The organism is Paenibacillus sp. FSL P4-0127, from assembly GCF_038007325.1.
Taxonomy (GTDB): Bacteria; Bacillota; Bacilli; order Paenibacillales; family Paenibacillaceae; genus Fontibacillus; species Fontibacillus macerans.
In genome coordinates this window covers 867503-880013 of the sequence record NZ_JBBOWY010000002.1, presented here as the reverse complement: position 1 = coordinate 880013, position 12511 = coordinate 867503, and the positions used below count along the sequence as shown (strand labels likewise).

The 12511-nt window shown below is 58.1% G+C and carries 10 protein-coding genes; 1 reads left to right on the top strand and 9 read right to left on the bottom strand.

Annotation, left to right across the window (positions count from 1 at the left end; genetic code table 11):
- Positions 1-81: 81 nt before the first annotated feature.
- The 9 genes from NYE74_RS30315 to NYE74_RS30275 form a co-directional block, all read right to left on the bottom strand.
- A complete protein-coding gene (locus NYE74_RS30315) occupies positions 82-540 on the bottom strand; it encodes a hypothetical protein (protein ID WP_036625499.1) in 459 nt (152 codons plus the stop codon).
- Between the two features lie 16 nt (positions 541-556).
- On the bottom strand, positions 557-2683 hold the full coding sequence (locus NYE74_RS30310) for a S9 family peptidase (RefSeq protein WP_036625501.1): 2127 nt from the start codon (positions 2681-2683) through the stop codon (positions 557-559).
- A 448-nt stretch (positions 2684-3131) separates the two neighbouring features.
- Positions 3132-4307 carry an ABC transporter ATP-binding protein gene (locus tag NYE74_RS30305; RefSeq protein ID WP_230877065.1) on the bottom strand — a complete coding sequence of 392 codons (1176 nt, stop codon included), beginning with the start codon at positions 4305-4307 and terminating at the stop codon, positions 3132-3134.
- Positions 4307-5284: an ABC transporter ATP-binding protein gene (locus tag NYE74_RS30300; RefSeq protein ID WP_036625503.1), complete on the bottom strand. Its 978-nt coding sequence runs from the start codon at positions 5282-5284 to the stop codon at positions 4307-4309. The genes NYE74_RS30305 and NYE74_RS30300 overlap by 1 nt, the downstream gene beginning before the upstream one ends.
- Positions 5285-5346: 62 nt before the next feature.
- Positions 5347-6228, bottom strand: coding sequence for an ABC transporter permease (locus NYE74_RS30295; protein WP_051985914.1), 882 nt, complete (start codon positions 6226-6228; stop codon positions 5347-5349).
- A 134-nt stretch (positions 6229-6362) separates the two neighbouring features.
- Positions 6363-7280: an ABC transporter permease gene (locus NYE74_RS30290; protein ID WP_036625504.1), complete on the bottom strand. Its 918-nt coding sequence runs from the start codon at positions 7278-7280 to the stop codon at positions 6363-6365.
- 75 nt (positions 7281-7355) lie between these two features.
- The gene (locus tag NYE74_RS30285; protein WP_155619984.1) at positions 7356-8933 is read right to left on the bottom strand and encodes an ABC transporter substrate-binding protein; all 1578 of its coding nucleotides are present in this window, start codon (positions 8931-8933) and stop codon (positions 7356-7358) included.
- Between the two features lie 349 nt (positions 8934-9282).
- Entirely contained in the window at positions 9283-10470 is a 1188-nt protein-coding gene (locus tag NYE74_RS30280) for a M20 metallopeptidase family protein (RefSeq protein WP_036625509.1), read from the bottom strand.
- 19 nt (positions 10471-10489) lie between these two features.
- A complete protein-coding gene (locus NYE74_RS30275) occupies positions 10490-11215 on the bottom strand; it encodes a FadR/GntR family transcriptional regulator (RefSeq protein WP_036625510.1) in 726 nt (241 codons plus the stop codon).
- A 287-nt stretch (positions 11216-11502) separates the two neighbouring features.
- Here NYE74_RS30275 and NYE74_RS30270 point away from each other — a divergent pair, with 287 nt between their 5' ends.
- Positions 11503-12276, top strand: coding sequence for a Cof-type HAD-IIB family hydrolase (locus NYE74_RS30270; protein WP_036625513.1), 774 nt, complete (start codon positions 11503-11505; stop codon positions 12274-12276).
- Positions 12277-12511 lie beyond the last annotated feature (235 nt).

Sequence of the window (12511 nt, the reverse complement as noted above, 5' to 3'; positions counted from 1 at the left end):
TATTAAGCCCCCGGTCAGTTGAACCCGACCGTGGGCTTGAGCTTGAAATGTATTTTTACAGCACACGATGGCGCTCTTGGTTTACCGGTACTTTAACTCGATGCCGACGACAACCTGTGGTTCGGTTCCGTTCCCTTCGCTTGCTTCTTCCGCAAACACCCGCCACTGCCGGCCGATCAGGGTACGGAGGATTTCTATCTCCTCCGGTGTCAGGCGAAGTCGCCGCAGCGACAAATTTTCCTGCGTGTAGTCACGGTCCGCCTCCTTGCCGAAGCGGAAGGCAAGCAGTCTTTTCAGTCCGTTGATATGCAAAAACTTGAATTCATAGCCGTTTCGAAGGGCCTCTTCCCAATTATCGCCGATTTCCTCCGCCGTCCGCAGCCTGTCCGCGAAATCCATCTCCGGTTCCTTGACCTTCTCCAGCAGAGGGGAAAAGTCCCCGCTCCGCAAACACGAAATGATCGCTTCCTTCGGCTCGCCGCTGGTCAACGCGTTTTCCACCAGCATCGCCACCGGAATGGAAAGCTGCACATGGCTCATGCCGGAGCACATCCTTTCACAAATATTGCCCGAACCACGCGTTCACCTGCTCGAAGCTGTCGACGCGCAGCGATGGCTTGCCGCTTTTCAGCAGCGTATGGTTGGAGCCGGGATAACGGATAAGTTTCGTCGTTTTTCCATACCGCTTCAAAGCGGTGTACAGCTCCTCGGCTTGCGAGATCGGCGTGCGGTAATCATTTTCGCCGTGCAAAATCAGCAGCGGCGTTTCGATCCGGTGCGCATGGGCCAGCGGCGATTTGGACCAGAGCAGCTCCGCGTGCTCTTGCGGATTGCCGCCGATCACGCCTTCGACGTACGAGATGCCGATGTCGCTCGTCCCGTACATGGACAGCCAATTGGAAATGCTGCGATGCGTCACGGCGGCCCGGAAGCGGTTCGTGTGGGCGACGATCCAGTTGGTCATGACGCCGCCGTAGCTGCCGCCGCCAATCCCCAGCCGCGTCTCGTCGATAAAATCGAATGCGGCCAGCGCGTAATCAACGGCCTCCAGCAAATCCCGGCAGTCTCCGCCGCCGAAATCGCCGCGGCACGCCTTGGCAAAATCCTGCCCGTATCCCATGCTTCCGCGCGGATTGACCCACAGTACGGCATACCCTAGCGCGGCCAGGGTTTGCATTTCATGGCTGAACACGCCGGTGTACATCGCGTGCGGTCCCCCGTGAATCTGCAAAATCAGCGGAACTTTCGCGCCTTGGGGCAGCCCGGCGGGCTTCAGCAGCCAGCCGTGGATGCCCGGCCCGTCCGAAGCCTTGAATGCGATCCGTTCCGGGATGCGCACCTCAAGCTCGGCCAGAAACTCATCGTTGCGCCGCGTAAGCCGCAGTTCTTCTCCTGTGCGGACGTCGACCCGGTACAGTTCGCCCGGCCGCTCGGCCGTCAACGCGGCAGTCACCATATAGCGGCCGTCCGGGGACAACGTATATTGGTAGACATCTTTTTCGCCGCCCCCCGTCACCGCCTCGCAAGCGCCCGTTCCATCGATCCGGTACACGTTAACGTTGCCGTGATCGGTGCCAAGTACGTACACGCCGAGCTGCGGATGGTGCGGATCATATAACGGGGACGGGCTGGCCCCCGCCGATTTCATATCGCCGAGCGCGGCGTTGCCGAGCTGCATGTCCAGCCCCGGGGCAAGCAGCTCCGGCGTGCCTCCCGCGGCAGGCACCGTATACAGCCGATTATGGCTGCCGCTGCCGTACACGCGGTCGCTGGCGATCAGCGTCAGCCGCCGCCCGTCCGGCGCATAGGCAAACTGGCTGATCAGCAGATCGGACGCCGTGATTTTTACCGGCTTGCCTATCGGCTGACCGCCGCTAAGCTTCACGGTGTACACATCGGCAAAATGCAGCAAATCCGCGTCCAGCAGCTCATCCTCCACCCGTTTCGAGACGAACGACAAAGCTTCGCCGTCCGGCGACCAGACCGGAGCGGAAACGTCCCAGGGACCGGAGGTCAGCTGCGTGATCCGGCCGGTTTCCAGCTCCAGCACAAACAACTGGCTGTACAATCCGTCCCACCAGCCAGAGCCTTCCGTCTTAGGAGTGGTGCGCTCAAAAACGCGGCCCCGCAAGGCGGGCTGTTCCGGGTGTGCAGACTGTGACTGGTGTCGCTCCTGCAACTGTGGCTTATCCTGTATCTGCGGCTTATCCTGGACCTGTAGCTTATCCTGAACTTGTGGCTTATCCTGCAACTGTGGTTCCACATCCGCGCCGGCCCGGCTCATCAAGGCGATATACCGCCCGTCCGGCGACCAGACAAAGGCGTTCACTCCCCGCGTAAGCGCCGTGTGCTTCACGGCCAGACGGGACTGAACCTGGTCCGGCTCCGCCGCCTCTCCCTCCGCCGGGACGGTATACAGCTGCTTACCGCCTTCGGCCGGGCGCAGAAAAGCCAGCCGCGAGCCGTCCGGCGACCACGACGGCGCGGAGTCCTTGTCTCCCCCGGTCAAGCGCCGGTCGCCGCTTCCGTCCAGAGAGACGGCGCGGATATGCGTTATATAGTCGTTTTTTTCCCGGTCCACCGTCTGATTCACGTAAGCCACCAGGCCGCGCGGGTTGACCGACGGCTGGCTGACCCACTGGTATCCGTATAAATCGTCCGGCATAATCGGCCGTTTATTCATTCCAATCGCTCCCTTACTATAGGCGTGGGAGGGAAGGGGAAAGGGAGATTGCTATTGTCTCTATTGCCGGAAATAACGGTAATTTATGTCGCTATTTTGAGATTGTCCCTCTCTTACGCAAAATAGCGGTACTTTTAGGCTCTATTTGGAGAACAGGCTTGGAAAAAGCAGCTTTTCACCCTCGTTTTTCCGAAATAGCGGTAAAAAATTCCTCTATTTTAGCCAACCTCCCTTTTTGCCGATAATAAGAACCTTTTTTACCGCTATTTCCTCCGCAGTCTCCCCCCGTCTCCACAAATACGCAACCGCCTGCCCTTCTCCCTACTCCCAAATTTTATAATTACCACAGGAAGAACCACCACTAATCGAGATCTGGCTTCCTGGAAATATACGCCGTTGCACATCGGAAGCATTCGCTTCCGTGCTGAAAATCCGACTTTTTGAGCGCTCAGTTCAAACCGGATAACGGAAAATGGCAGGCCGCAAAATGCCCATCGTCATGCTCCGCCAGCGGCGGTACCTGTGTCCGGCATAGATCCTGCGCATAAGGGCAGCGCGGATGGAAAACACAGCCCGAAGGCGGATTCGCCGGACCCGGGATCTCCCCGGACAGCAAAATCCGCTCCCGGCGCTGCGTCGGATCGGGCACGGGCACCGCCGCGAGCAGCGCTTCCGTATATGGATGCCGCGGCTCGGCGAACAATTCGTCGCGCCCGGCCAGCTCGACGATTCTGCCCAGGTACATGACCGCGATGCGATCGCTGATATGCTTGACCGTCGGCAGGCCATGGGCGATAAAAATATAAGTCAATTGAAACTGCCGCTGCAGTTCTTTCAGCAGATTGAGAATCTGCGCCTGGATCGACACATCCAGCGCCGACACCGGCTCATCGCAGACGATCAGCTTCGGCTTCATCGCCAAGGCGCGGGCGATCCCGATCCGCTGACGCTGTCCGCCGCTGAATTCATGCGGATGGCGGTCGGCCAGATGCGGTCCCAGGCCGACAGTCTCCAGCAGCCGGTAAACCTCGTCCTTCAGCGCCCGGCCTTTGGCTAAACCATGCACCTGAAGCGGTTCGGCAACGATGTCGAACACCTTCATGCGCGGGTTCAGCGACGAAAAGGGATCCTGGAACACAAACTGCAAATCCCTCCGCACTTTGCGGATTTCTTCCTCCGACAGCTCATCCAAGTCCCGCCCCTGAAAGACGATCCGGCCTTCCGTCGGCGCTTGCAGCCGGGTAATCAACTGCCCGGTCGTCGACTTGCCGCAGCCCGACTCCCCGACGATCCCCAGCGTTTCGCCCGGCATTACCCGAAAGCTCACGCCGTCGACGGCTTTGACGACGCCGCTTTTCCTGGAGAACCAGCCTTTGTTCTGGGGATAATACTTCTTCAGCCCGCTCACTTCAAGGAGCGGCTGTTCGTTTTCCTCGGACCGGCGCTCCGCTCCCGCCGGCGAGTTTACGGCCGTTCCGTTCTTCGCCCCGGACAGCCCCGGCCCCGTTTCCACTGGTTCGACCGTTTCCACCGGTTCGACCGCGGCCTGCCGGCTTCCCATCCCGGACGCACCAAACGCCGTTTCCGCCGCAGGTCCGCCCGCTTCTCTGTTCGCTCCGGTCATTATGGCGCCACCTCCTCCATCCGCAGGCATCTGACTTTATGGCCCGCTTCCTTGACGCGCAGCTCGGGATATTCCTTCGCGCATGCTTCCTGCGCGTACGGGCAGCGCGGCCGAAACGGACAGCCGCCCGGCATGTGGAGCATATCCGGCACGGTGCCCGGAATCGAATCAAGCTTGTCCCTTTGCTCGTCCAACCGGGGCAGCGAGCCCAAGAGGCCGATCGTATACGGATGCCCCGGTTTGGCAAACAGGTCGAACACGTCCGCTTCCTCGACGATTTCGCCGGCGTACATCACGGCCACCCGGTCGGCCATCTCCGCCACCACGCCCAAATCGTGCGTAATCAGGATGACGCCGGTGTTCTCCTCCCGGCTCAGCTCGGCGATCAGCCGCAAAATTTGCGCCTGGATCGTCACGTCCAGCGCGGTCGTCGGCTCGTCGGCGATCAGCAGCTTCGGCCGGCAGGCGAGCGCCATGGCGATCATCACCCGCTGACGCATGCCTCCCGACAGCTGGTGCGGGAAGCTCCGCGCCGCTTTGGCCGCATCCGCGATGCCTACCCGCTCCAGCATCGCGACGCTTAAACGCGCCGCCTCCGCCTTGCTCACCTTCAAATGCTGAAGGATCGCCTCGCGGACCTGATTGCCGACCGTAAACACGGGATTCAGCGAGCTCATCGGCTCCTGGTAAATCATCGAAATTTCATTGCCGCGAAGGGTGCGCAGCTCTTTTTTGGACAACTCCAGCAAGTTCCGGCCCTCGAAGCGGATTTCGCCGTCCGTCACTTTGCCCGGCGCGCCGACCAGCCCCATGATCGACAGAGACGTGACGCTTTTGCCCGACCCGGACTCCCCGACGATCGCCAAGGTTTCGCCCCTTTTCACGGTAAAGCTGACGCCGCGCACGGAAGGAACCGTCCCCTCCTCCGTCTTGAAAGAAGTTTTCAGATTGCGAACCTCCAGCAATTCCGCTGTCATAGGCTTTCGCGCCCCCTTTCCTTTAAGTATGTGTTCAAAAAATGACTTTTTGAACTACCTCTTTAGGCTTTGGTTTTCATGCGGGGGTCCAGCACATCGCGCAGCCAGTCTCCGAGAAAAATAACGCCCAGCACGGTCACCGTAATCGCCAGTCCCGGGAACGTCGCCACCCACCAGCTTGTCGCCACATATTGTCTGCCGTCGCTGAGCATCCCGCCCCAGGATACGTCCGGTGGTTTGATGCCCAGCCCCAAAAAGCTTAGCGAAGCTTCCATAATAATCGTTGTGGCCACATTCATGCCGGAGATCACGATAAACGAGGATAGGATATTCGGCAAAATATGCTTCAGAATGATCCGCCCGTTTTTCGCTCCGACCGCTTTGGCCGCTTTGACAAAATCGCGCTCCTTGATGCTCAGGACTTCCCCGCGCACCACCCTGGTATAAGACACCCAATTCGTCACGCCGATCACAAAAATAAGCGTCGTCAGGCCCGGCCCGACCACCGCCATCACCACCAGCATAAACAGAATCGTCGGAATCGCCATAAATCCGTCGGCCACCCGCATAATGACGGCGTCGATCCATTTGCCGTAAAAGCCCGAGACCAGGCCAAGCACCGCGCCGATCGCCCCCGACACCAGCACCGCGCCGATCCCGACGATCAGCGAAACCCGCGAACCGTAGACGATCCGGCTCCACATGTCCCGGCCCAGGTTGTCGGTGCCCAGCCAGTGTTCTTTTGTTCCGCCTTCCAGCCACATCGGGGGCTTCAGCCGGTTCAGCGGATCGACCGCGGCCGGGTCATGGCCGGCCAGCAGGGGCGCAAGCAGCGCCGTCAGGCACACGATCAGCACCAGCACGGCGCCGACTGTTCCGGTTTTGCTGCGGAGCAGCCGCTTCAAAAAAAACCGGAAACCGGCCCGTTTGCGCTCCGGGTCCAACCCCGCAACCTCCGGGCCTTCCTGTAAAGGACCAGGTTGCAGCGGCCCGCCCTGGCCCTGACCTTGAGCCGGTCCTCCCGGCCCCTCCGCCGACAAAGAACTTTCATTTATCGCCGCCACAGTCCTCGCCTCCCCTAGTTGTATTTGATTCGCGGATCAAGCAGCCGGTACGCCGCGTCCGTCAAAATGTTGGTGACCACCACGATAACGGCGATCACGAAAACGGAAGCCTGCACGATCGCCATATCATGCGTGTTGACGGCCACAACCAGCAGCTGGCCCAGGCCCGGCCACGCAAACACGGTTTCGGTGATCAGCGTGCCGCCGATCAGGCTCGTAAACTGCAGGCCCATAATGGTAACCACCGGGATCAGCCCGTTGCGGAAGGCGTGCTTGCCGATGACGAGCAATTCGACGATCCCTTTGCCGCGGGCGGTGCGGATATAGTCCTGATTGAGGATATCCAGCATGCTGGAACGGATCAGCCGGGTCATTTGCGCCGCCAGCCCTACGCCAAGCGTGAACGCCGGCAGCACCAGATGAGCGAATCCGCCCCGGCCGGACACCGGGAGCACGCCCAGCATGACGGAAAACAGCAAAATCAGCATGATGCCCATCCAGAAGTTCGGCATCGCCTTGCCGATCACCGACAGGCCCGAAATCACCAGATCCAGAAACGTATTGCGCTTAACGGCCGAAGCTACGCCCAGCGGCACGGCCATCAGCACCGCGAACAGCATGGCCGCGGCCGCCAGCTCAAAGCTGGCCGGCAGCCGTTCCAGCACGAGCGGCAGCGCCGGCTCGCCATAGCGGAACGAGCTGCCGAAATCTCCCTTGAGCGCGCTCCCCAGAAATTTCACGTATTGCGTATATAAAGGCTGGTCCAGCCCCAGCGCCTGCGCCAGCACCGCGCGGTCCTCCTCGGTGGCCGTTTCCGGGAGCATAAGCGCGACGGGGTCGCCGGTCACCCTGACCAGAATAAAAACGATCAGGGAGACGATCAGCAGGACGGGAATCACCTGCAGCAGCGATTTGACGATATATTTTCCCATGCGGTATTCACCTCCATCACCATCGCGAACGGACCAGGCAGGCCCAGGCTGCCCGCAGACCTTCCGCAAACGAGATTACTCGGCCGCCGGCGCGATTTCCTCGGCGTAGAACAGTTCGTCGCTGCGCGGCTGGAAGTTTACGCGGGCATCCGTACCGTATACCCCTTCCATTTGATACAAATACACCGCCGGACGTTCTTCGGCCAAGATTTGCTGCACCTGCCGGTACTCTTTCTCCCGAGCCGCCGGCTCCATGTTGACCAGCGCTGATTGCAGCAGCTTCTCCACCTCCGGATTGTTGTAATCCGTCTCGCCTTTCGCTTCCTCAAGCAGGTAGCGGGTGTAGTTGTTGGAGGCGTCGAACAGCGAGTTGCCGATCCCGATCATAAAAATTTCCTTAAACGATTTGGAACTGTAACGTTCGCTGAACGCGCTCGGCTCCAGCACATCCAGGTTGATTTTGAAACCGGTCTGATCCAGCATGGCGGCCACCACTTCGGCCTGTTCCTTATATTGCGACGATACGGAAAGCGTTAGCTCCGGGCCGCCGTCCGGGTAACCGGCTTCTTTCAGCAGCTGCTTGGCTTTTTCCTGATCGTACAGCGTCTGTTTGTACAGCGAAGGGTCGGCGCCGAAGTTCCCCGGCGTTACGGAAGTCCGGGTCACAATGCCCGCGCCCCCGGCGATGCTGTCCACAATGCCCTGCTTGTCGATCGCCAGATCGATCGCTTCCCTCACCTTCGGATCGGCGGTCGCGGTGCCTGCGGTATGGCGCAAAATCAACTGCAGCACGCGCTGGGTCGGCGTTTTGACGATTTTTTTGCCGTCCGCGCTCTCGATTCGCGAGATGTCCGTCGACGGAACCCCTGAGATGATATCCACGCCGCCGGCCAGCAGCTCGGATACGCGGGTCGAGGCTTCCGGAATGACGCGGAACACAACGCTGTCCCATTTCGGCTGGCCGCCGAAGTAGCTGTCGTTTTTGATCAGTTCCACGCGGTCATCCTTCAGCCATTTGCTGAATTTGTACGGCCCTGTGCCTACCGGCTGCTTCAGAAAAGCCTCCATGCCGTTCTCCTGAATATATTTGGCCGGCAAAATTCCCGCGCCCATCTTCGACAGCCGGTTCAGCAGCAGCGGGTCCGGTCCGTTGGTCACGATGTCCGCCGTATGCTCGTCCACGACCTTCACTTCCGCGATATTTTTAAAGTAAGAGTGCTGCTTCAAGGTGCTGTCCTTGGCTACCCGCTCAATCGTAAATTTCACGTCTTCGGCGGTGAACGGGTCGCCGTTATGGAACGTCACGCCTTCGCGCAGCTTAAACCGCCAGGTCGTGTCGTCCACCTGCTCCCACGAGGTGGCGAGCCCGGGAACTTTGTCCGCTCCGCCGTCATTTTTCAGCAGGTAGTCAAAGACGTTGACCAGCACCGCTTCGCTGGCCGTATTGTTGTTGTTGTGCGGGTCGAAGCTCTCAATGTCGGTGGCGTTCGCAACCGTCAGCGTTTTGCCGCCGGTCTCCGCCGCCGCGCCGCCATCCTTCGCCGCATCGGGCGCCGCCGCGCTTCCCCCGCCATTGCCGCCGCCGCAAGCCGTGAGCACCACCATCGCGATCAGCAGCGTTAACAAAGCGCTAGTCCATTTATGTTTTCTCATCTGTTCCACTCCTTTTAGAGGTTGTTCAAAAAGTCATCTTTTGAAGATATAAGGAAGAATAGGCGTCTTAAGCACAGCTTCTTTATATCGCAAGAAAAACTACCGCTAAACGCGGTCTGGCTTCCTTGAATGTACTTCGATAAAGTTTTTCTTATCACGAAGCAGGTCATGAAGTAGACCCGACATCGAATCTTAAATTCAGCCGGGCCTAAGCATATACTTCCGAAGTATGTTTCCTGCGGAAACATTTCAGGTGCTCACGTACCCAAAACGTACGCTCCGCTCCTTTCGTCCCTAGCTTCATCCAGCTTTCTCGGTGCTGAAAACCTGACTTTTTGAACTCACATTTTTACAGTTCTCTATTCAAAAAATTCAGCGCAATCGCCGACAGCATGCTTACTCCATAAGGCAAAGCCGTTTCGTCCAGGTCGAACATCGGATGGTGCAGCGGGTACCTCGTCCGCTCCTCGCCGTTTCCCGACCCCAACCGGAAAAACACCCCCGGAATATGCTCGCAATAAAAAGCGAAATCCTCCCCGCCCGTGGACGGTTTAATGTAGTTCCACACCTTGGAGCCGTAAACTTGCTCACTGGTTGCGGTCATCAGATCGACCATGTCCGGATCGTTGATGACAAGCGGATAACCCGGACCGAACTTCAATTCGTATCCGGCGCCAAACGAAGCGCATACGCCGCTGACCACCTGCTCGACCAGGCCCGGCATCCGTTCCCGCAGCTCCCGGGACAACGTGCGGATCGTGCCCGTCATCTCCACCTCGGGCGCGATAGCCGTCCCCATGTAACCTCCGGAAATTTTGCCAATGGTTACAACCACCGGCTCCAGGGGGTCGACCATGCGGCTGGAGATGTTTTGCAGCGCGCTGATTACTTGCGCGGACACCGCGATGGCGTCGATCCCTTCATGCGGCCGGGCCGCATGGCCGCCTTTCCCCAGTACCTTGACGGTAAAAGCATCGGCCGATGCAAAAGCGACCCCTTTGCTTACGCCAAGCGTCCCCGTGTCCAAGTCGGGGAACATATGCAGCCCCGCGATGGCATCGACCTTGGGATTGTCCAGCACCCCGTCTTCGATCATCGCCCGCGCGCCCGCCAAACCTTCTTCCGCCGGCTGGAAAATAAATTTGATGTTCCCCGCTTTCGGCTTTCCAAGCCCGGTCAGGAGCTGGGCCGCGCCCATCAAAATCGCCGTGTGCGCGTCATGCCCGCATAAATGCGCTTTTCCCGCCACCTGCGAGCTGTAATCCGCCGTCTTCTGATCCTGGATCGGGAGCGCGTCCATGTCCGCCCGCAGGCCGATCGTCGGGCCCGGCTTTTCGCCCCTCAGCAGCCCTACGACGCCGGTCCCGCCCACATTCCGGGTCACTTCCAGGTCCAGCTTTTCCAGATGCCCGGCAACAATCGCCGATGTGCGGAACTCCTCGTACCCCGTTTCCGGGTGGCGGTGAAAATCCCTGCGCCAGGCGGTCAGCTGCTCTTGAAGCGGTTTTGTCCGTTGCAAAAGCTCTTTAATTTCCATTAACTCCACGGTCTCCTTCCTAGTCCCCGGCCACCACGCGGGCGTAAATGGCCTCTGCGGCAAAGCTGATATGTCGTTTCATCACGGCGCGCGATTGGTGTTTGTCGCGGGCCTCGAGCGCTGCGAGAATCTCCTTGTGCTCCCCGCAGTTAGCCGAACGCACATTTTCGTCGTAAGGCATCAGATCGAGCGCGGGATTAATCCTAGTCCGAATCTTTCGGACCGCCGCCTCGCAGTAGGGGTTGCCCGAAGCCTTGGCGATGGTCAGATGAAATTTGACGTCCAGCGCCCGGAACCATTCCCGCGTACAGTCCGGTTCCAAGCTCTGTTCCAGATAGCTTTGGAGGAGCTTCAGCTCGCCTGCGGTGATCCGCTCAGCGGCAAGAAAAGCGCTCTCCGGCTCCACAATCGACCGGTATTCGAACACCTTTTGCATCTGATTCCAATCCCGCCTGATCTCCTCCCGGGTTCGCTTATGGGCGTAGGCCGTCGCCGGCAGGATAAACGTTCCCCCCTTGGCCCCGACCCGCTTCTCAATGAGGCCCTTGGCCTCCAACGCGGCAAGCGCCTCGCGCACCGTAATGCGGCTGGCATTAAAAATCTCCGCAAGCTCCCTTTCGGACGGAAGCTGATCCTCGCTCATAAATTCTTTCAGGATGATCGCTTCCTCCAGCTGCTCCTTGATGAATTCGCTGACCTTTTTGGTCGATACCTTCTCAAAGGGCAGGGGAAATTGAATCGACATATTTAACACTCCGATCTATTAATGGTCTAGATCTTATACCATTACTATAATACCAAGTAAACTGATATGCAATCTAAAATTTTATTTTCAACATTTTGGGTGAATTAGATTCGAATCCCTTGTTTTATAATTTCTACACTATCTTAGGAATCCCTTGGTATCGGAGTAAATGTGCGGGGACGGCCGTTTTCCGGTGAATTTGGCTTGACCTGAAATGCTTTTCATACTTTATAGTAGAGGTAATAGTGAAATGTTCGTTTTTTAATATGAGATTAAGAGGAGGCAACATGAGCTACAAAATCGTATTTTTTGACATTGACGGAACATTGGTAAACGAACAGAAAGAAATTCCGGAATCCGCCCTGCAGGCTGTGCTTGAGCTAAAGCGCAAGGGGATTGAGACGGTCATCGCCACGGGAAGGGCGCCTTATTTCATTACGAAAATTGCCGGACGGCTGGGCATAGATTCGTTTGTCTGCCTGAACGGCGCCTACGTCGTATACAAGGGATGCCCGGTCGTAGAGTATACGATTCCCAAGGAGCACCTTGAACCGCTGGTCGAGCGGGCGGGAAAACATAATCACTACCTGGTTTATCAAGGCAAAGAAGCTTACTTCTCCAACGCCAAACAGCATCCTGCTTTGCTGCAGTCGGTCTCTTCCTTAAAGGTAGAGCTCCCGGGTTACGATCCGGACTTCTGGCGGCATTCCGACGTATACCAGGCTTTTTTGCACTGCACGGCAGAGGAGGAGCATCTATATACGAGCGATATCCCTCATTTGCGGTTTGTCCGCTGGCATAGGCACGCCATGGATGTCATGCCTGTGGGTGGCTCCAAAGCGCGGGGCATTCAGGACTTGCTCCAGCACTTGGAGGTAAGCCCCAAAGAAGTCGTAGCCTTCGGCGACGGGCTTAACGACAGGGAAATGCTGACTCTCGCCGGGCTGGGCATAGCCATGGGGAACGGTCACGAGCAGCTCAAAGCTTGCGCGGATTACACCACCACCGACGTGGACAATGACGGGATCGCCAACGGCTTAAAATATGCGGGATTGCTGTAGATTTATGCGCTTGAACCGATGGCCCAGGCGAGCGGTACAACGCTAAACATCCAAGGAAAAGGTCCGCCAGACCTATCTGAGAAACTCCTGTAAAAACATAAGGACATAAAATGTCGTTATTCCGGCGCTATCCGTTCATTTGAGAGAAATAGAGGCCATTTATGTCGCTATTTTCTCGGATCACAAGGAAATGCCCGCGTTCTGGACCCTTCATAGAAAAATAGGGACAAAAAGT